At 67.8% G+C, this 17,780-nt stretch carries 20 protein-coding genes and 3 pseudogenes; 9 read left to right on the forward strand and 14 right to left on the reverse strand.

Annotated features, from left to right (window positions below; all coding sequences use genetic code 11):
• Positions 1 to 43: 43 nt before the first annotated feature.
• Positions 44 to 1,107, reverse strand: a protein-coding gene (locus RWE79_RS01035; protein ID WP_475938095.1) for an IS630 family transposase whose coding sequence is annotated in 2 segments (ribosomal slippage) — positions 44 to 640 and positions 643 to 1,107 — 1,062 coding nt in all. Because the reading frame shifts where the segments join, the coding sequence is not laid out codon by codon here.
• A gap of 52 nt (positions 1,108 to 1,159) precedes the next feature.
• Positions 1,160 to 2,257 (reverse strand): phosphotransferase enzyme family protein, encoded by a 1,098-nt coding sequence (locus RWE79_RS01040; protein WP_475938096.1) that lies wholly within the window; start codon positions 2,255 to 2,257, stop codon positions 1,160 to 1,162.
• A gap of 520 nt (positions 2,258 to 2,777) precedes the next feature.
• On the opposite strand from RWE79_RS01040, the gene RWE79_RS01045 reads away from it, so the two are divergent.
• Positions 2,778 to 3,167: a hypothetical protein gene (locus RWE79_RS01045; RefSeq protein WP_475938097.1), complete on the forward strand. Its 390-nt coding sequence runs from the start codon at positions 2,778 to 2,780 to the stop codon at positions 3,165 to 3,167.
• 77 nt (positions 3,168 to 3,244) lie between these two features.
• Here RWE79_RS01045 and RWE79_RS01050 read toward each other — a convergent pair whose 3' ends face one another.
• Both RWE79_RS01050 and RWE79_RS01055 read right to left on the reverse strand, forming a co-directional pair.
• On the reverse strand, positions 3,245 to 4,720 hold the full coding sequence (locus RWE79_RS01050; RefSeq protein ID WP_475938098.1) for a thioesterase II family protein: 1,476 nt from the start codon (positions 4,718 to 4,720) through the stop codon (positions 3,245 to 3,247).
• Positions 4,721 to 4,997: 277 nt separating this feature from the next.
• Positions 4,998 to 5,381, reverse strand: coding sequence for an ankyrin repeat domain-containing protein (locus RWE79_RS01055; RefSeq protein ID WP_475938099.1), 384 nt, complete (start codon positions 5,379 to 5,381; stop codon positions 4,998 to 5,000).
• On the opposite strand from RWE79_RS01055, the gene RWE79_RS01060 reads away from it, so the two are divergent.
• Both RWE79_RS01060 and RWE79_RS01065 read left to right on the forward strand, forming a co-directional pair.
• A complete protein-coding gene (locus RWE79_RS01060; RefSeq protein ID WP_475938100.1) occupies positions 5,364 to 5,807 on the forward strand; it encodes an acyl carrier protein in 444 nt (147 codons plus the stop codon). The genes RWE79_RS01055 and RWE79_RS01060 overlap by 18 nt on opposite strands.
• A 21-nt stretch (positions 5,808 to 5,828) precedes the next feature.
• Complete coding sequence (locus RWE79_RS01065; RefSeq protein WP_475938101.1) at positions 5,829 to 6,200, forward strand: transposase; 372 nt, start codon at positions 5,829 to 5,831, stop codon at positions 6,198 to 6,200.
• Here RWE79_RS01065 and RWE79_RS01070 read toward each other — a convergent pair.
• Entirely contained in the window at positions 6,193 to 7,332 is a 1,140-nt protein-coding gene (locus RWE79_RS01070; RefSeq protein WP_475938102.1) for a PucR family transcriptional regulator, read from the reverse strand. The genes RWE79_RS01065 and RWE79_RS01070 overlap by 8 nt on opposite strands.
• Positions 7,333 to 7,418: 86 nt before the next feature.
• Between RWE79_RS01070 and RWE79_RS01075 the strand changes: the two genes are divergently transcribed.
• Together RWE79_RS01075 and RWE79_RS01080 are read left to right on the forward strand one after the other, a co-directional pair.
• On the forward strand, positions 7,419 to 8,474 hold the full coding sequence (locus RWE79_RS01075) for a ferredoxin reductase (protein WP_475938103.1): 1,056 nt from the start codon (positions 7,419 to 7,421) through the stop codon (positions 8,472 to 8,474).
• A 7-nt stretch (positions 8,475 to 8,481) separates the two neighbouring features.
• Positions 8,482 to 9,600, forward strand: coding sequence for a fatty acid desaturase family protein (locus tag RWE79_RS01080; RefSeq protein ID WP_475938104.1), 1,119 nt, complete (start codon positions 8,482 to 8,484; stop codon positions 9,598 to 9,600).
• 734 nt (positions 9,601 to 10,334) lie between these two features.
• On the opposite strand, the gene RWE79_RS01085 is transcribed toward RWE79_RS01080, so the two are convergent.
• The 4 genes from RWE79_RS01085 to RWE79_RS01100 form a co-directional block, all read right to left on the reverse strand.
• A complete protein-coding gene (locus RWE79_RS01085) occupies positions 10,335 to 11,027 on the reverse strand; it encodes a TetR/AcrR family transcriptional regulator (protein ID WP_475938105.1) in 693 nt (230 codons plus the stop codon).
• 40 nt (positions 11,028 to 11,067) lie between these two features.
• Positions 11,068 to 11,793: an SDR family oxidoreductase gene (locus tag RWE79_RS01090; RefSeq protein WP_475945539.1), complete on the reverse strand. Its 726-nt coding sequence runs from the start codon at positions 11,791 to 11,793 to the stop codon at positions 11,068 to 11,070.
• A 519-nt stretch (positions 11,794 to 12,312) separates the two neighbouring features.
• Positions 12,313 to 12,681: an MmcQ/YjbR family DNA-binding protein gene (locus RWE79_RS01095; protein WP_475938106.1), complete on the reverse strand. Its 369-nt coding sequence runs from the start codon at positions 12,679 to 12,681 to the stop codon at positions 12,313 to 12,315.
• A complete protein-coding gene (locus RWE79_RS01100) occupies positions 12,678 to 13,073 on the reverse strand; it encodes an MmcQ/YjbR family DNA-binding protein (RefSeq protein ID WP_385676716.1) in 396 nt (131 codons plus the stop codon). The genes RWE79_RS01095 and RWE79_RS01100 overlap by 4 nt, the downstream gene beginning before the upstream one ends.
• 234 nt (positions 13,074 to 13,307) lie before the next feature.
• Here RWE79_RS01100 and RWE79_RS01105 point away from each other — a divergent pair, with 234 nt between their 5' ends.
• Complete coding sequence (locus tag RWE79_RS01105; RefSeq protein ID WP_475938107.1) at positions 13,308 to 14,153, forward strand: helix-turn-helix domain-containing protein; 846 nt, start codon at positions 13,308 to 13,310, stop codon at positions 14,151 to 14,153.
• Between the two features lie 26 nt (positions 14,154 to 14,179).
• Here the strand turns inward: RWE79_RS01105 and RWE79_RS01110 are convergent, their stop codons facing one another.
• Positions 14,180 to 14,539 carry a cyclophilin-like fold protein gene (locus tag RWE79_RS01110; protein ID WP_475938108.1) on the reverse strand — a complete coding sequence of 120 codons (360 nt, stop codon included), beginning with the start codon at positions 14,537 to 14,539 and terminating at the stop codon, positions 14,180 to 14,182.
• A 75-nt stretch (positions 14,540 to 14,614) separates the two neighbouring features.
• On the opposite strand from RWE79_RS01110, the pseudogene RWE79_RS01115 reads away from it, so the two are divergent.
• Positions 14,615 to 14,780, forward strand: a pseudogene (locus tag RWE79_RS01115) (helix-turn-helix domain-containing protein); the annotation flags it as partial.
• Between the two features lie 190 nt (positions 14,781 to 14,970).
• On the opposite strand, the gene RWE79_RS01120 reads toward RWE79_RS01115, so the two are convergent.
• Complete coding sequence (locus RWE79_RS01120) at positions 14,971 to 15,243, reverse strand: hypothetical protein (protein WP_475946427.1); 273 nt, start codon at positions 15,241 to 15,243, stop codon at positions 14,971 to 14,973.
• A gap of 80 nt (positions 15,244 to 15,323) precedes the next feature.
• Between RWE79_RS01120 and RWE79_RS01125 the strand changes: the two are divergent.
• Together RWE79_RS01125 and RWE79_RS01130 are read left to right on the forward strand one after the other, a co-directional pair.
• Positions 15,324 to 15,431, forward strand: a pseudogene (locus RWE79_RS01125) (MarR family transcriptional regulator); the annotation flags it as partial.
• 267 nt (positions 15,432 to 15,698) lie between these two features.
• Positions 15,699 to 16,886, forward strand: coding sequence for a right-handed parallel beta-helix repeat-containing protein (locus RWE79_RS01130; protein ID WP_475938109.1), 1,188 nt, complete (start codon positions 15,699 to 15,701; stop codon positions 16,884 to 16,886).
• Positions 16,887 to 16,969: 83 nt separating this feature from the next.
• Here the strand turns inward: RWE79_RS01130 and RWE79_RS01135 are convergent, their stop codons facing one another.
• The 3 genes and pseudogenes from RWE79_RS01135 to RWE79_RS01145 form a co-directional block, all read right to left on the reverse strand.
• Positions 16,970 to 17,230, reverse strand: coding sequence for a hypothetical protein (locus RWE79_RS01135; protein ID WP_475938110.1), 261 nt, complete (start codon positions 17,228 to 17,230; stop codon positions 16,970 to 16,972).
• A 15-nt stretch (positions 17,231 to 17,245) separates the two neighbouring features.
• Positions 17,246 to 17,389 carry a hypothetical protein gene (locus tag RWE79_RS01140; RefSeq protein WP_475946429.1) on the reverse strand — a complete coding sequence of 48 codons (144 nt, stop codon included), beginning with the start codon at positions 17,387 to 17,389 and terminating at the stop codon, positions 17,246 to 17,248.
• Positions 17,390 to 17,674, reverse strand: a pseudogene (locus RWE79_RS01145) (hypothetical protein); the annotation flags it as partial.
• Between the last annotated feature and the right edge of the window lie 106 nt (positions 17,675 to 17,780).

The raw sequence follows: 17,780 nt of genomic DNA on the forward strand, positions 1-17,780 counted from the left end.
GGCAGCACCCAGTAAGCCGACGGGACCACATCCGCGAAGCCGATCACTTGCTGAGGGTCAGGCCCGTGCCGGCCAGGCAGCCGTCGATGACCTCCGGCCGGTACTGAAGCATCTTGAGCTTGCGTTTCACGGCGCGGGTGATCTGACTGAGGTCCGCAGCGGCAAGGTTGCCGATGTCGCGTTTGACCAGCGACCAGATGCCCTCCTGCGGGTTCAGGTCCGGGGCATACGTCGGCAGCTGGAAGACGGTGAGCCAGTCGGCATTGGCCTCGAAGAACTCCCGCAACGGCGCGACCAGATGCATGCGCAGGTTGTCCCACACGAGGACGATCGGGCCGCCCAACTGCGTGCGGGCGCGGAGAATCAGGTCGCGGTAGTCCTTCCAGCCGAAGCCCTTCGGTTCGTCCTTGCGGCCCCGGTACTCACGGATCGCGTAGATCAGCCGGGACCGCTCACCGGGCTTGTAGCAGGTCATGCCCGCCATCGACACCCGGCCCGAGCCACGTCCACGCACGCGGACAACTGGGGTACTGCCTTGGCGGCCCCAGGTCCTGGCACGCGGCGGCGTCATCGACTGGCCGGCTTCGTCCTCGAAGACCACCCAGGCGCTGTTCGCCGCCGCGGTGCTCTTACCCGCGGCCAGACCTCCCGCTTCCACAGCTCCACCGCGTCGCCATCGCGCTCGATCGCGCGCCGAGCAGGCTGCTGCCAGGACCAGCCGTGCCTCCTCAGCAGCCGCCACGTGCCCTCCACGGTGTACGAGACGTGGAACAGCCGGCCGATCATCGTCTTCACCCGGGCCAGCGTCCACCGCTGATCGGTCCACCCATGGGCCAGCGGGCCACGCTCCAACTCCCGCTCCAGCCTGGCCATCTGCGTCTCCGACAGGCGAGGCCGCCCCGGCGATCCCTTCGACGCCACACCGGCCAGGCCCTCCTCGCGCCACTGGCGCCGCCAGCGTTCCACCGACCGCTCCGAGACCCGCAACGCGGCAGCAATCTCCCGATTCTTCTCCCTGCCCTCGAAGCACGCCACGGCCTGGACCCGGACCCGCTCCCGCGCGGCCCTCTCGGCGTCGGTCAAGCCACCACCCTGCGGATATCTCACCTCACCAGGGCTACCGAGCCCACCTGCACGCTGTCCGGCGAACAGCCCGACATCACCCGATCAAGTTCAGTAGCCGGTCCAGCAGCATCAGAGCTGCCTCGTGCCGCACCCGCCCGTATGCCTCCATAGCGGCGTCGACGATGTGCGGTCGTTCAACTGGTACCGACAGCGGAAAGGCCGAGCAGAGCATGGCTGCACAGCCGACACGAAGCGAGAACAAGAGGTCGTCCACGGACGCCTTCGGGTTGGCCTCCCGGTAGGCCAGGGTGAGATCGATGTATCCGGTGAGCCAGCTTTCCGCACTGTTGTCCAGCACGCTCTTGGGGTCACAGCCAAGACGCGCAATCTCCCAGGCGAGGTACCCGCGTGTGGGCGGTCGGAAGTCCACGATCGCAGCCACCTCGTCGTTCTTGAACAGAACGTTGGGGCCGGCCATGTCGCCCTGCAGGATCTGAACGGTCAGTTGTGGAAGCGAAGCGAGGGTGCGCTCGACGTCCCCCAGGATGGCTTGTCGCCCACGCGCCGCCTGCAGCGCCCACGTCTCGAACTCCCCAAGCCTGGGTTTCTGCTGGTACGCGTGGATCAGACGCTCGAAGCGGTCCCGTGAGGCGGCCACGTCGCACACCGCGGCACCGGGTTCCAGAGTGGGCGCGGCGGCGGGGTGAGCGGCGAGCCGGCTGTGGAGGCGGCCCATCGCTGTGCCGACGGCTGCCCACCGGGCACCCCTCAGGCCGCCCTCGGCCGTCTCGGTGTGCGGCACGTACGACCACAGGGACATCGGCAGGCGGCCGTGGGTCTCGATGAGTTCGTGCTCGCGCGTGCGGGTTGCCCGCGCGGTCGCGACACCTCCGTCGGCGCAGTACTCGGACAGTTCGACCGAGGTCCGCTCCAGATTCAGGTGTTCTCGAGTGCGGTAGACCTTGGCGAAGTGCCGCCGGCCTGTCTGGTCCACGATGGCGTAGTTGTCCGTCGCGGTGCCTTCCGGGATACGCGCTATTTCTACCGGGTGCAGCCCGTACGCGAGCACCAGCGCGTCGGCGACCGCCGTGATCAACTCCTCCTCCGCGGTGCGGCTGGGTGCGGAAGAGGCGGCAGGCTTGGGAGCGGACTGGTGAGATGCGGTGGACATGGTCTCCTCGTCGAAGCGCACAGCGATAGCGGTCAGATGATGAGCGGGCGCCAGGTGGTCAGGTCGATCAGGACACGGGCACGGACCGTGGCCGCCAGTGCTCAGCGAGCCGCGGCGGGCCGCGCCGGGTGCAGCGGGGCCGCAAGATCGCCGACGGACAACACTCCGTCAATGCGGTCATCTGATCGCGCCTCCCTCGTTCGGGTTGTCCCTGCACTCGAACCCGACCCGGCACCGCCACCAGCCTGCTGGTAGGGGACCGGCCGACCAAGCCGACACCGCGGCCCCCTGCCGCGTGACGCAGCTCATCGAGACGCTGAACGCGGTAACCGGCGCCGGCTTCTCGTGGCGAAAGCGACCTGTTCGGCGTCACACAGGTGGGGCGTAGGGCCGACCGGCGGGCGCAGCGGCACCAGGTAGAGATGCTCGTCGCATAGAGTGCGGGCGCGCGGGTGGCCACGTCGTTCACGAAAAGATGATCTTGGACGCCTTCGGTCGCGTCTCCGCAGGCATCCCTCGGGCAGCACCACCAGGAGGAACAGTGACATCCCCGCAAGCGATCACCCCCGCGGACCAGCTCGCCGAGGCGAAGAAGCAGCTGAACTTCCCGCGTATCGTCGCGATCTGCGGTTCCACCCGTTTCATGGCCGAGATGGCCGAGGCCGATCTGCGGGAGACCATGGCCGGGAGGATCGTCGTCAAGCCGGGCTGCGACCTGAAGTCGCCGCACAAGCTCTGGTCCGATCCTGTCGAGGCCGAGGCGCTGAAGATTCGACTTGACGAGCTGCACCGGTCGAAGATCCTTCTCGCTGATGAGGTGCTCGTGGTCGGCGACTACATCGGAGACAGCACCAGGTCCGAGATCGCCTACGCCCGGTCGCTGGGCAGGCCCGTGCGGTTCACGCATCCCGAAGTCGACCCCGACGCCTGAGGACTCGCCCCCGCACCCTCCGCCAGCACCTCGTGAGAGTTGATCGTCTGACGGGCGGCGTGGTCGTGAGAGCGGGCTCATGGAGCTGCGGAGCGCATCGCGGCCGTGATGGCGGCGGCCAGGAGCTGCTGGTGGGTCGTCAGGTAGAAGTGGTCGCCGTCGAACCTCTCGAGTCCGCGGAAGTGCGTCGTGAACGCTCGCCAGGCAAGGAGACGGTCCTCGTCGATCAGCTTGTCGTGCACGCCCGCGAATGCCGAGAGCGGGACGGGCAGCGGCTCCGGGCTGCGGGGAGGAGCCCAGGTGTCCACGAGTTTGAAGTCGCTGCGGAACACCGGGGCGAACTTGTGCCAGACGTCGTCGTTGTCGAGGAGCTGCGGTGGGCTGCCGCCGCCGTTCCGCAGCCACGCGCGCAGTTCGGCGTCGGCCATCAGGTGAGGGCGGCTGTCGGCGCCTGCTTCGCCTTGCGGGGCGGCGTAGGCGGACACCCCCAGCCAGGTGGGGAGCGGTTCCCCCTGGCGCAGGAGTCGGCGAGTGAGCTGGTAGGCGATCAGTGCGCCCATGCTGTGGCCGAAGAACCCGAAGGGCCGGTCGAGCAGTGGTGCGATAGCGGTGTAGAAGTGGTCGACGAGCCGGTCGCAGTCGTACGCGTGAGCCGGCAAGCCGTGCAAGGTGCGGGCGACCCGGTGAGGGGCCTGGTCGGGCAGCTGCGCGGCTTCGGCGAGCGCGAGGTGCAGAGTCATCTCCTCCCCGGTGCACCCGGGCTTGGACCAGTTCCCGGCGGTGATGTCGGCGACGAGGTCGTCGAAGGCGCGGGCCATCTGCTGCCGCCAGGCCCGTCCCTGGCCGAAAGTGATCCCGGGCAGGTCGGCGAACACCCCCGCCGCCGCAGGGGCCAGTACCTCGTCCCCGAGCGCACGCGCCTCCTGCCATGCCTGCTCCGACAGGTCCTGAAGCGCCAGGCGCAGCACGGCGCCGGTGCGGGCGGTGAACTGCCACGGCTCGCCCTCGTCGTCGTCTTCGTAGGCGTCATCGGGGTCGTCGTCCTCGACGATGCCGGTGTCGAGGTCGCCGGGGCGTTGCCAGGGTTCGGTGTCGAAACCGGTCAGGGAGCGGCCGTTCAGACGGTGGCGGACTGCGGCGGAGGTGTTGATGACGGTCTGCAGGGCCGTGTCGATGAGGGCCAGGTCCTCGCCGAGGTCGTCGGCGTCAAGGAGCTGGCCGGCGTCGGGCAGCAGGTCGTCGTCGCAGGCCGGAACACGGGGCAGGACGACCGCGCAGGCGCCGCCGGCCAGGTGTTCCACGGCGTCGGCGACGATCGTGGCCGCGACGACCGGTTCGGCCCACGGGCAGGTCGGCGTCAGCGATTCGATGACCAGCACATCACCGACGGGCATGTCGACCAGGGACTCGAACGTCTTGCTGTAGCGGCCGTCGGGCATCAGCACCACCTCGGCGACCCGGGCCAGGAAAACATCGCCCTCGTCCTCCATGCGGGCCCGCAGGTTGCCTACCTGGAAGGTCCGGGCCCGGCACGCGCGCAACGTCCCCACCACAGCGGCATCGGGGTGACGGTGCCGGTCCAGCGGTGCAGGCCTCGCACCCCCGAGCGAGCAGCCCGTGACCGCTGCTGTATGTCACGGTCAGCACGGCGGGATCAGGCTGCCGCACCTGAGCCGCGACCGTGGTCTGGATGGAGTCGTCTGTCACTGGTGCGCCCTGCTGTGAACGATCGCGTAATTCCCCGGGGCTGAGTTCACGTAATTCCCCAGCTTCGGGTGGTCGAGCGTCCTGTCGTGTCTGCGTTGTGGGTCGGTGTCGGGGATCTGGTTTTCAGCCCAGCTTGTCGCCAGGTGTGGCTGGTCGTGTGGTCCAGGCTCGTATGAGTTCAGCAGCCAGCCAGTGTCCGCGAGAGTCGGCCTCGTCCGCCGGGAGGACACCGTTGGTACTGCGGAGAGGATCTGCTCCGCGGGCCAGGAGGAACGCGGTCACGTCGATGTGCAAGGGCTCGCCGCTTTGTATGTGGCCGTCGATTTCGATATCGATGGCGTGTCGCAGGAGGGTCCAGCCGTCCCCGTTGTCGTCCTCGATGTCGTAGCCGTCGTCGAGAAGGTCACGAAGCTTCGGCAGGTCTTCGTGTTCGACCGCGCTGTGGCCGGCTGACCAGGACATGGGCCCCTCCAGAAGTGCAGTGCTGGTGTGTTCGAAGCGTTTCACGCAGCCGCATCATCCTTGGCCTGCCGGCGCCACGACAGCGGTTATTTGATCTTTGTGGAGTCCGGCTTGCCGCTCGGGGTCTTGGGGCGCCGGGCGGACAGCGCCTCCACGGCCGAGTGGGACGAGATCGTGCGGGCAGGGCGGACGGTGCTGAAGACCAATCCGTCCTCGGACGAGGAGGGCTTCTTCGACGCTGGGGGCAACTCCATTCTGCTCGTCGTGTTCCAGCGGGAACCAATGAGGGAACTCGGCGTCAAGATCCCGCTGCGCGAACTGCCCGGACATCCACCAGTGTCCGGACTGCTCGCGCTGCACGGCGCTTCCGCCAATCGCAACGTCCCAGCAGTCCGCCGTCATGGCTACTCGTCGGTTGACTCCTGGGCCGTGTCTTCAAATGATCTTGGGCGGTGGATCATGGTCGGGTGATACGTCGCCATGAACTGTCCGATGTCGAGGGGGAGTTCGTCCGGCCGCTGCTGCCCGTGTCGTTGCGGGGACGGAAGCGGCTGGACGACCGAGCGGGTGCTCAACGGGATCGTGTGGAAGTTTCGCACCGGGACGGCCTGGCGGGACGTGCCCGAGCGGTACGGGTCGTGGGCTACGCTTCGCACCCGTTTCCGCCGGTGGGCGACGGACGGCACCTTCGAGCGGATGCTGCGGGCCGGCCTTGTCCGGTCTTCACATCAACCCCTGGTCTCAGCTGGCTCATACCGCTCTCCCCCGGGGCCGCATGAGCCAGCTGATGGCACCGAGAACGAGGCACGATTCCTGGACCGCTCGCGGACGCGGTCGTGGACGGTCGAAGTACGCGTCAGCTGACCCGAAGACCGACCGCCAGCGTCAGTTCCAGGACCCGGTGGGGCGATGCGAGATCCGGAAACAGCTCCCGCAGCTGCGACATCCGGTACCGGACTGTCTGGGGATGGACGAACAACGCCGCCGCCACCTCGTCCCGCCTGCCCTGGTGCAGCAGCCACGCCCGCAACGTCTCCTCCAGCCGCCGTGCGGTCGCGACGGGCAAGGTCCGCAACGGTGCGAGGGCTCGGGCACGCAGGTCTGCGAACGCGTCCGCGTCGGCGCTCAGCACCAGCTCGGGCAGGTGGTCCTCGGTGTCGCGAATGTCAGAGGAGAGGGAGCGCGCGCGTATGGCTCGTGCGTACGAGGCGGACGCACGAGTCCATGGCCGGGCCGGGCCGACCACGGCGGTGCGGTCGGTCAGCTGTCGCAAGAGATGTGATCGGTCGGCATCGGGGACGAGCAGCACACCGGTGGCGTCCGGCAGATCGTCGAGGACGAGGGTGCTCGGGTCGAGGGCGCGGTAGGCCGGCCGGGCCTGGGCGGCGGGCAGCAGGACCGCGGTCAGCGAAACCGGAGGCTGCCACCCGGCTCGTTGAACAGAGGCCAGCAGCACGTCCGGGCTCGCGCCGGCGAGGAGGTCGCGGGCCAGGTGTTCCAGGTGGCGCTCGTGGGCCCTGCCCCGGGCGGCCAGTTCGTCGGCGTGGCCCGCGGCGCTCGCGGCGGAGAGCTCGTCGATGTAGGCGAAGGTCAGCTCGGCGAACTTGGCGACCTCGGCGGCGGGCAGACCTGCGGGTACGGCACCCGCTGCCAGGCATCGCCAGGCCACGCGGGCGCCGACGCGGTAGGCGCTGAGCAGGGCGTCCATCGAACGGCCGTCGCGCACCTCGCCGCGACCCAGCTCGTAGGCTGCGTCACCGGCGTCGCCGCCCGTGGCGTTCCCGCTCGCGAGGTCCAGGTAGTGCCCCAGGGCGGTGCGGACGGCTTGGCGGATGGTGCCGCCCATGCGGCCCGAAAGGGCGTTGGCGTAGGGAGGGACCTCGTCGATGATCGCCTGGACGACCTCGTCGGCGGTGGTCTTCAGCGCGGCCCGAAGTGCGGTGACCGTCGTCTCATCCAGGGCCAGTTGGCTGGCCCTCCGGATTGCATGGTTCACGTTTTGTTCCCTGCGAACAGTTCAGCCGACCAGATTTACGTCCTGCGGTCAGGACTTTACGCCTTGAGGCGCAGCAAGCTGGAGTCATGACGAGTACAGCCCTTCGCAGCAGGGCGTGGAAACTGCTGGAGATGGTCACGACGCCGCTGCTGCCGTCGGACTACCTCGACCTGGTCAGCCCGCTGCGGGCGGGCGCTGACCTGCGTGGGCGCATCGAGGCCGTGCACCCCGAGACGGGTGACGCCGCGACTGTCGTGATCAGGCCGGGACGGGGCTGGCGCGGCCACACAGCCGGTCAGTACGTGCGGATCGGGGTCGACGTCGACGGGGTGCGCCTGTGGCGTGCCTACTCCATCACCTCGCCGACAGACCGCCAGGACGGCCGCGTCACGATCACCGTGAAGGCGATCCCGGACGGCAAGGTCAGCAACCACCTGGTCCGCAGGGCGAAACCGGGCACGCTGATCCAGCTCGACCAGCCGACCGGTGACTTCGTGCTGCCGCAGGCCAAGCCCGCCAAGGTGCTCTACCTGACGGCCGGCAGCGGCATCACGCCCGTGATGGGCATGCTGCGCGACATCGAGTTCGACGACGTCGTCATGGTCCACTGCGCGCCACAGCCGCAAGACGTGATCTTCCGCAACGAACTGCACGACCTGGTCGCGGACAAGAAGCTGCGGCTCACCGAGGTGCACACCGACACAGACGGCATTCTCGACATCGCCCGTCTCGACGAACTCGTGCCCGACTGGGCCGAGCACGAGACCTGGGCTTGCGGGCCCGCGGGCCTGCTCGACGCCGCCGAAGAGCACTGGGCCGAGCACGGCGTACAAGAGCGCCTGCACACCGAACGCTTCCGCCCCAGCATCGTCGTCGCCGGCGACGGCGGCGAGGTCACGTTCAGCGCCACCGGCAAGACCGTCGACGCGGACGGCGCCACGCCGTTGCTGGACATCGGCGAGGAGGCCGGCGTGCTCATGCCCTCCGGGTGCCGCATGGGCATCTGCTTCGGCTGCGTCACGCCGCTCAAGGCGGGTGCCGTCCGCGACCTGCGCACCGGCGAGATCACCGAGGCCGAGCCGGGTGTCCTCATCCAGACCTGCGTGTCCGCCGCGGCGGGCCCCTGCGACATCGAACGGTAGGAGCACCTTGACCGCCATCGACCCCACCGCCCACCTGACCGCGGAGCAGATCGAGGAGCTTGGCCGCGAGCTGGACGCGATCCGCGACGAGGTGATCGCCGGCCGCGGCGAGAAAGACGCCGCCTACATCCGTAAGGTCATCTCGGCGCAGCGCAAGCTCGAGCTGGTCAGCAGGGGCGTGCTGCTGTTCTCGATCTTCCCGCCCGCGTGGCTGCTCGGCACCGCCGGTCTGTCCGTGGCGAAGATCATGGACAACATGGAGATCGGCCACAACGTCCTGCACGGCCAGTGGGACTGGATGCGAGACCCGAAGATTCACTCCACCACCTGGGAGTGGGATCACGTCTCGCCGTCCGAGCAGTGGAAGCACTCGCACAACGAGCTGCACCACACGTACACCAACGTGATCGGCAAGGACAACGACCTCGGCTACGGCATCATGCGCGTCGACGAGGACCAGAGGTGGCACCCGTTCCACCTCGGCCAGCCGCTGTGGAACTTCATCAACGCCTGCTTCTTCGAGTACGGCATCGCGGCGTACGACCTGGAGCTCGCCAAGAACCTGCACAAGCGCCGCCGAAAGAACCCGGAGTTCCGCGCGCGGGCCAAGGCCGTGGGCCGCAAGATTCGCAAGCAGGTGCTCAAGGACTACGTGATCCACCCGCTGCTGTCGGGCCCGTCGTTCCTCACCACGCTCGCCGCCACGTTCACCGCGAACCTGGTCCGCAACATCTGGACCCACTCGGTGATCATGTGCGGGCACTTCCCCGAGGGAGTGCGGGTCTTCGAGCGCCGGTCGATCAAGGGCGAGACGCGCGGCCAGTGGTACCTGCGCCAGATGATGGGCTCGGCGAACATCAGCGGCAGCAGGGCCATGCACTTCATGACCGGCAACCTGTCGCACCAGATCGAGCACCACCTGTTCCCGGACCTGCCGAGCAACCGGTACGCCGACGTCGCGGTGAAGGTGCGCGCGCTGTTCGAAAAGTACGAGCTGGAGTACGTCACCGGGCCGCTGCCCAAGCAGGTGTTCTCCGCGTGGCACAAGGTCTTCCGGCTCTCGCTGCCGAACAAGAAGCCCAAGGTCAAGACGCCGGACCGCGAGCAGGAGCTCGTCGCGGCCTGATTCCCGGTATTGGTTCAGATCTTTCGGCCGTACCGGCGGCACCGCCGGGTTCGGTGAGATCCGTTGCGGACAGTGGGCGGCCGCGACATCAGACCGTACGACACGGGATCCGGGCAGCCCGGTATCCGGCTGCGCTGCCTGGACGTGCGCCAGGAGCTCAGCACACAGCCCCCGGCGAGGTGCTGTAGTGCGCTGACCTGCCGTGGTCGGGCCGGTAGCCGGGTGCGTACGCGCACTCGGTTTGCCGACGGGCGGGCTGGGTGGAAGGCATGGGCTGTGACTGTGACGTGGACACTGCCGGAACCGATGCTCACCGCCCCTGTGTCCGGCCCTGCGCTGCTGCCGGGGTGGGCGGGTGAGCCGAAATTACCGACAGGGTTTTGTGTTGTCCGTTGTCCATCGCGAACTCGGCCTCTCTGCGCCGGCCAAGGCGCCTGCATCGGGCGGTGTTGGACTGCCAGGGAGCGTTGTCCGAAGACTTTGAGCGAACGCCTGCACCCACGGGTGAAGCACGATCACCCGCTGCCAAGAGGCGCCACCGAGCGCGACGCCGGGGTCGCACGCCGGCAGTACCGGGAGACCACGGTCCCGGCTCAGCTGTCGGCCGCTGTCGGTTACCGGTAGGACCGGTCGCGCTCGCCCGTCTTCGTTGTCGGTCGAGTCACCCATACCTGCACCTGTCCCGGTAGGGCGACGTACCGGGGTCCTGGCAGCGTGAACTGGTGGTCCGGGGTTCAGGATCCGGTGCGATAGCGGGTGAGCATGAGGGCGACGGCTTCGTCCACGATCGTGGTGTCGGTGGGGTCGGGCGGGACGAAGTCGGTCCGTACGAGTTGAGGCCACAGGAGCTGGCCGCAGATCATGCCGAGGAACTGTTCGGCCACTGCGGATGCCGGCTGTGTCTGTCCGTCCGCCGAAAGGAAGTCGAGTGTGCCGGCCTGCGCTTCGGCGTCCAGGTAGTCGCGGAGCCGGTCGAAGAAGGGTCCGCGGTCGATGGCGAAGCCGGTGCCGACGATGTCGGCGAGTTCCGGCATCTGGGGAAGTTCGGTGATGATGAGGCGGCACAGCGCCGCCGTGCCGGGCCGCGAGACCAGGCAGGCGTAGTCACGGCCGATGTGGTCCAGACCGTACCGGGGATCACCGGGCGGGGGCGGTTCGGCGTACTGCACGTCCAGCTGCCACTGCTCGGAGGTGACGGCCGCGAACAGCGCGGCCTTGGAGGGATACCGCTTGAAGAGGGTGCCGGTGGAGACGCGGGCCTCCCGGGCGATCTGGGCCAGGGAGGTCTTGTCGTATCCCCGGGCGAGGAAGAGGTCGCGGGCGGCGCGGATGATGCGCGCGCGGTTCTCCGCTTTGATCTGCGCGTGATACCCGGCCTGGCACGTATCGCCACCGGTTTCCGCTCGGTCACGGTCCGCCACCGACATACCCACGCCCCTCGCCCGTCTCCCAGCCGCATCCTCGCTGTCAGAGAACGGTCTGGCCACCGTCCAGGATAAGGTCCTGGCCCACAGCGAAGGCGGAAACGTCGGAGGCCAGGTACACGACGGCTTCCGCGACCTCCTCGGGCAGACCCATGCGCCCCAGAGGAATGCCGGAGCTGATCGCCTCCAGAACCGCCGTCTGCTGCGCGGGATCCTCGATCCCGAGCTTTGAGTACAGCGGAGTGTCCACCGGGCCGGGACTGACCGCGTTGAACCGGATGCCGTGCGACCTGAGCAGGTCCGCGTTCCACGACCGCATCAGGGAACCGACAGCCGCCTTCGTCGCGGCGTAGGCGTTCGACTGCCCGTAACCGCCGTGCGCACTGTTGGACGCGTTGAGGATGACCGAGGACGGGTTGGCCAGCACGGGCACCAGGGCCTGCGTGAGAAAGAAGACGCTCTTGACGTTGATGTCGAAGAGCCGGTCGAAACTGTCCTCCGTGTGGTCCCCGAACGGCCGCCAGTCCGAGACGCCGGCGTTCAGGAACGCCACGTCCAGCTCCCCGAAATGCTCACGCACCCGCTCCGCCAGGCCGCGCTGCGCATCGAGATCGCGCGCATCGGCCTGCACCACCGGCACCTTGTCCCCGAGGATCTGCCGCGCCTTGTCGATGCTGGCCGGGGTTACGCCTGTGACCAGCACATCGGCCCCCTCCGCCACAAAACGCTGCGCGGTCTCCAGACCGATCCCACTCGTGCCGCCGGTGATGAGGGCGCGCTTGCCCGCAAGACATGTTCATTGTTCCTTGCCGAGTCGTGAGGTAAGTCGATGGACTCACCATTTGAAGGTAACTCCCGCGCCGCCCTTGAGGCAAGTCGATCCACTTACCATCGGTGGCCTGACGAGGTTCGGCCACGCCGGAGAAGGCGGCCGACACCGGCTCGAAGGCCATGTCGCTGCCGTCCGCGAGGAGCCGGGCGATGGTGGTCTTCCCGACGCCGGGCGGCCCCGCAGGATGGTGGAGCTGAGGCGCTGCTGGGCGACCGTGCGGGCCCGGCAGCGGCGTCCGCGGCCAGGAGGTGGTCCTGCCCGACGACGTCTTCCAGCTTTCTGGGGCGCAGGCGGTCGGCGACTGGCCGGGAGGGCTCCTCGCCCAGGAGCGGCAGGATCACTACGGCCGGTTCCATCGGTCTCCCGGGTCGCAGGCGGGCGTGTACGGACGGGGCGAGCCCTTTCGCGGGACGCTGACGAGCGAGGGCTCGCCGTTCGCGGGGAAGCTCGCGGCGCTCATCGGGCACCGGGGCGGTCGCGTCGCGGCAGCCGCTCGGCGACCAGGTCGTAGGAATCCTCGACCGCGTCGGTGACCAGCCGCTCGGTGATGCCGGGTCCCGGCCCCAGTGAGATCCAATGGCGTTTGTCGAGATAGCGGCCCGGTGTGATCGAGGCGTAGCCGCGTACTTGAGCGCGGGCGTGTTCGGGTTCGCACTTGACCGTGATGATCTGATCGTCCGGGTCGTCGGTGACGATCAGGAACACCTTGCCCGCGACCTTGTACACGTCGAGTCCCGGGGTGAAGGGGTAGCCGTGGCTGACGTCGGGGAGGCCCAGGGCCGCCTGGCGGGCGGCGTCCTGGAGCCGGTCACCGGCCGCGTTCACCGGGCCGCCCGCGTGCCGGTGCCGTAGGTGTGCGGGTCGACAGGCCGCTCGGCCCTGGGCAGATGGGCGACGACGAGCCGGTAGGAGTCGGTGACGAGTTCCCTGACGAGCTCCTTGTCGACGCCTTCTCCACTCTCCAGGGTGATCCAGTGCTTCTTGTTCATGTGGTAGCCGGGGGTGATGTGGCTGTACTGCTCCCGCAGGGCGTGGGCCTCGCCGGGGTCCGCCTTGAGGATCACGACGGGACGCCCCGGGACTTCGGTCATCAGCATGAACACCTTGCCGCGTACCTTGTAGACCTCCCAGTCGGGGCCGAAGGGGTGCTCCAGCCGGGCTCCGGGGAGTTCCTCCGCGCAGTCGGCGGCGGTCTTGTGCAGGGCCGATCCGTTCATGGGTGGTGAGCCTTCTCAGGTGGTGACGGACTGTGGCATCGAAGGAGGCGGAGGGCGCGCCGCGCGGGCGGGGTGGCACGTCCCATCCTTACGTCGAAGCCGACTGGAAGGGCGGTAGGCTGCGGACACGTGATGGTCGACAAGCGACACTCCGGGCCGAGCAGGCAGGCCGGACCAGCTGCGGTTCCGCTGTACGGTTTCCAGCCCCCGGTCGGTACTCCGTACGGCCTTGAGGTGAGTACCGTCGAGGATTTCTTCGCCCAGCACGACGACTGGCCGTGGAACCCGCCCCGTCCGGGCCGTGCCACCTTCCACTACCTGATCCTGGTCACCGAGGGTGAGTTGCGGCACGACGTCGACCACGTCACGCGGACCGTCGCCCCCGGCCAGTGGCTGTGGGTGCGTCCCGGGCACGCGCAGCGCTGGCATGCGCCCGGCGCGGCCCGCGGCCCGTTCATCCTGTTCGAACCTGACGTGCTGCGGCCCGACCTCGCCCGTCTCCTGGCCCCGCTCACCGCGCACGAGGCCCCTGCCGTGGTCAGCCCGCACCCCGACGACACCGCCTGGCTCCAGCAGACGGCACTCCAGCTCCTGGACGAACACCGCGCACTGGGGCGCCGCCCCCTCGACATCCACCACGCCCTGCGGCGCAGCCTGCTCGAATCGCTGCTGCTGCGCCTGGCCAACTCCCCGGGTATCGCCCCCATCGGCACGGCCACGGCCGGCGCGGGCCGCGCCGACAGGTACCGAGGCTTCCTGGACAGCTTGGAGCTGCACTTTCGCGAGTTGCACCACGCCGCGGACTACGCCGAGTTGCTCGGCTGCTCGGTCCGCACCCTGAGCCGTGCCGCCCGGGACGCCACCGGCAAGGGAGTACGCGAGCTCATCGACGAGCGGCGCCTCCTGGAAGCCCGGCGCCTGCTGGGAGGTGCCCGGTGGGACGCCCGGGCTGTGGCCGTCCACCTCGGCTTCACCGACCCCGCGAACTTCGGCCGCTTCTTCCGCGACCGCACCGGCCTCACCCCGGCCGCCTTCGCGGCCGGCGAGGCCACGACCGTCCCCCCTCCTCTCCTTGGTTGACGATCTCGGTGGTTTCCGGCTGGGTCTCAGTCGACGGCCTCGATGGTGACGTCGACCGTGCCGTCGTACTTCTTGAAGGCATCGGCCCCCGAGTCGATCTCGCCGAGGACGATGATGCCGGGGTCGGGGATGGACTGGCCGTCGTGGTCATAGAAGATGGCGATGCCGGGACCGGGTGACCAGTAGACGATGTTGCCGATCTCGTAGCTGGACCGCGGCTCGCCTCCCGCGGTGAGAGACCGGGGCAGGTGACCGTACTTCTCGCGCTTGAACAGGTCGTTCATCTGCAGCGTCAGCGGAAGCAGTGAGGCGAAGTCGCGTGCCGTCGCGTTGTCGTCGAGGGTTGCGTTGAGGACGGTTTCTCCGGCGGTCAGTCGGATTCTCATATGGGTTCTGCCCTCTGGGGTGTTGTTGGAGTGATCGTCGGTGGCCGACGGGGCTTGGAGCTGGTCGGCCATTTGTCCGGCACGGGCCGCGCCGACAGGTACGGGCGCTTTCTGGACGTCTTGGAGCCGCACTTTCGCGCACCAAGCCGCGGATTACGCCGAGTTGCTCGGCTGTTCGGTCCGCACCCTGAGCCGTGCCGCCCGGGACGCCACCGGCAAACTGGATCGTGAGTGCGTCGAGGCCGCCGGGCCGGGTGACGACGACGGCCCGCATCGTCCCCGGTGCGGCGTCACCGCCTGTTGTCGGCTGGCTCATACCGAGCTCCTTACTGTGCTCGCCCCGTGGGAAGGTCCAGCCGGGGCTCCAGGCGCAGGAACCCAGGTGATCAACCCATGGTGGCCCTGCGCTGTTCCGTATCGTCCGACGGCCGTCAGGGGCGGGCGATGTTCCCGAACAGGTCGAGGACTGCTTGGTAGTGGGCGCTGGGCTCGTAGGGAGGGTTGCCGACACTTCCCGAGGTGGGCCGGTCCGTGACGGCGGGCCACAGGCGGGTCTGCTCGCCGGTGACGAAGTCGAGGACGATGTCGCGGATACGCGTGTCACGGTCGGCCTGTTCAGGGCTGCGCCCTGGCTGTTCCTGGCCGACCAGGGCGTACATCTCGGTGCCGTGCACGGCGGGCGCACCCTCGGCGGGCCCGATCATGAGGAGATGGGCGTTGCCGCCCGCGGCGGCGTGGGCCAGAGCACCGCGAGCGGCGGGGAGCGCGAAAATGTAGTCCGTGGCTGCGGGCCCGGGGGCGGGCGATCCTGAGCCCGCCGTCAGTCCGCCAGGGCGGGGAACTGGCTGATCTTCTGCGGCAGTGGACGGCGCCGTTCGACAACGTTCCGAGCCGAGGCACACGCTTGCCCGCCCCGGCGTGTCGGAGGCGTCGCATACTAGGTGACACATACGGAGTGCCACCGCTTGCACGCCTAACGTGGCGCACCTAGCTTCGTAATCAGCGGAAACTACCCGCTCTTCGTTCGGTTTGCATAACTGATGGAGTCCTGCCGATGCCAGGCGATTCCATTAGCCCGGCTGCCAGTTATGCGCCACCTAGCCGACCACGCTGCCGCACGACCGGATCGCGGGCTGCACTGAAAGCCAAGGAGAAGGTTATGAAGAAAATGGTCCTCGTCGCGGCGGGCGTGGCAGTGGCTACGACATTCTCGGCCGTTCCCGGGCAGGCAGCTCAGGCCGTACTCGTTGTGGATGACAACGGAGCACAATGCCCGGGTGCACATTTCACCACGATCCAGGCAGCGATTACTGCGGCCTCACCAGGAGATGTGATCAGGGTCTGTGCCGGAATGTACAACGAGGTTGTCACCGTGAACAAGGCGAATTTGCAGTTGATCGGACCGGCCGCCGCCCCCACAGGGACAGCGTGCCGCCAGGCCGGAGCTCCGGATCCGTCCAGGCAGGCGATCATTCAGTCGGCGGGCGGTTCAGGCAGTGTCCGCTTGCTGGAGAACGGCATCAGATTCTCCCGCTTCACCGTTCAGAACAACACCTCCAGCTATGGCATCGTCACGAGTGCGGCACACTCAGGCCACCAAGTCCGGCAGAACATGATCCAGAACAATGTGATCGGAGTATATTTCCACTCCAGCGGCACAAGCCTTTCCGAGGTTGAACAGAACTGCATCCGCCAGAACAATAAACCAGGTTCTGCAAGCGGCAGCGGAATCTACTCAGACGCGGGCCTGAAGAAGGCGGACATCGAAACAAACACCTTTTCTGGTAACGAAAACTCCGGCGTCCTTCTGGACGCGCCGGCACCCGGAGGAGTCGACAATGTCAAAGTAAACAGCAACACCTCCTTGGAAGACAGAGCCTTTGTATTCATACTCCGGAGTAACATCATCCGGGACAACTTTGGCGCCCCCGGGATCTTCTTGGGCGATAACAACACGAACTCGAAGATCACCTCCAACATCATTGAGAGGGGATTTCTAGGCGTGCGGGCCAACGCCTTCGGCCTTTCACCCAGCACCAACGTCACCATCGCCAGCAACATCATCAGAAATTCCAAATCAAACACCGTTGGTCACGGCATCAGTGTGGCAGCGAACTCCCTCACGAACTCCGTCATCTCCGGGAACATCGCCGACGACAACGCGGGCGACGGAATCCGAATCGATGCCGGCGGCAACGGGGGCAACACCATCAAGTCCAACGTCGCCCGCCGCAACGGCATGCTCGACTGCCGCGACAGCACCAGCGGCACCGGCACCGATGGCACGGCCAACACCTGGACCGGCAACATTGGTCCGAACGCGGCCCCTCCCGGCATCTGCCTCTAGCCTCGCCCTTTCATTTGGGGATGGCTGACTCTGAAGACCGCGTTTGAGATCTGCTGAGGCGAGTGGAGACGTCGGGTAGAGATCTAGTCAGCAGGATGCTGGTGGGCGCACTCCAGCTCGGTTCCATTGCTGTCGATGACCGTATAGTCGACGATGATCTTCTTGTGGTCGCCACCTTCGAAGATCCACACGGTCACACGGTCGGCGCTGTGGACCACCATGAACTGGGCGTCGGATCCATCATCGGGCGGCACGACCGTGAACGAATCTCCAGACTTCATCCAGAAGTCCTCGCCATACGGTTCGGCGAAGGGGCAGATGAGACTCTCGCCGTCGTTCTGCACTGCAAGTTGGTTCACTCACGCCGCCCCGAGGATCGCGCCGACCAGGTCGGCCGGGTTCAGGAGGACATCCCGCACCAGATCGGTCACCAGGTCGCTGTAGACAGCGTCGAAGAGGCTGAGCTTGCTGCCGAAGTACCGGTACAGCAGAGCACCGTTCACGCCGGCTGCCCGAGTGATGCGGTCGACACGCGCGCCGGCGATGCCGTGGCGCGCGAACTCCTCCGTTGCCGCCTCCAGGATCGGCGACGTCGACGGCGGCGAGCGCGGTGTCCACCAACGGGACCCACCCGCTCCCGGATCGCCGCCCCGGCCGCCCGGCACCGCTCCAGCCCCCCGTCGACCATCTTCTGTCCGAAGCTCAGGATCGCCGACGCACGCCACCACGCGCGCAACTGCTCCAGATCCGCGCCTGTGTCGCCACCTGCGTGGCCTGCGCCCAGCCATGGACGCCTCCTGGACGGCCAGACCCTCCTCCAACGGCCGCCAGGACGCACGTCTGTGCGCGGTAGAGGGCCCGGCCGGATGAGGGCGCTACGAGCTGGTACTGCCG

The sequence above is a fragment of the Streptomyces sp. RLA131 genome, from assembly GCF_056270125.1.

What these genes read in the sequence shown, in the direction of transcription:
- RWE79_RS01085 (WP_475938105.1), bottom strand. Translation starts at nt 11,027, where the DNA reads ATGTCGGTGGCGGACCGTGACCGAGCGGAAACCGGTGGCGATACGTGC.
- RWE79_RS01075 (WP_475938103.1), top strand. Translation starts at nt 7,419, where the DNA reads ATGACGAGTACAGCCCTTCGCAGCAGGGCGTGGAAACTGCTGGAGATG.
- RWE79_RS01130 (WP_475938109.1), top strand. Translation starts at nt 15,699, where the DNA reads ATGAAGAAAATGGTCCTCGTCGCGGCGGGCGTGGCAGTGGCTACGACA.
- RWE79_RS01110 (WP_475938108.1), bottom strand. Translation starts at nt 14,539, where the DNA reads ATGAGAATCCGACTGACCGCCGGAGAAACCGTCCTCAACGCAACCCTC.
- RWE79_RS01120 (WP_475946427.1), bottom strand. Translation starts at nt 15,243, where the DNA reads ATGATCGGGCCCGCCGAGGGTGCGCCCGCCGTGCACGGCACCGAGATG.
- RWE79_RS01100 (WP_385676716.1), bottom strand. Translation starts at nt 13,073, where the DNA reads ATGAACGGATCGGCCCTGCACAAGACCGCCGCCGACTGCGCGGAGGAA.
- RWE79_RS01065 (WP_475938101.1), top strand. Translation starts at nt 5,829, where the DNA reads ATGTCGAGGGGGAGTTCGTCCGGCCGCTGCTGCCCGTGTCGTTGCGGG.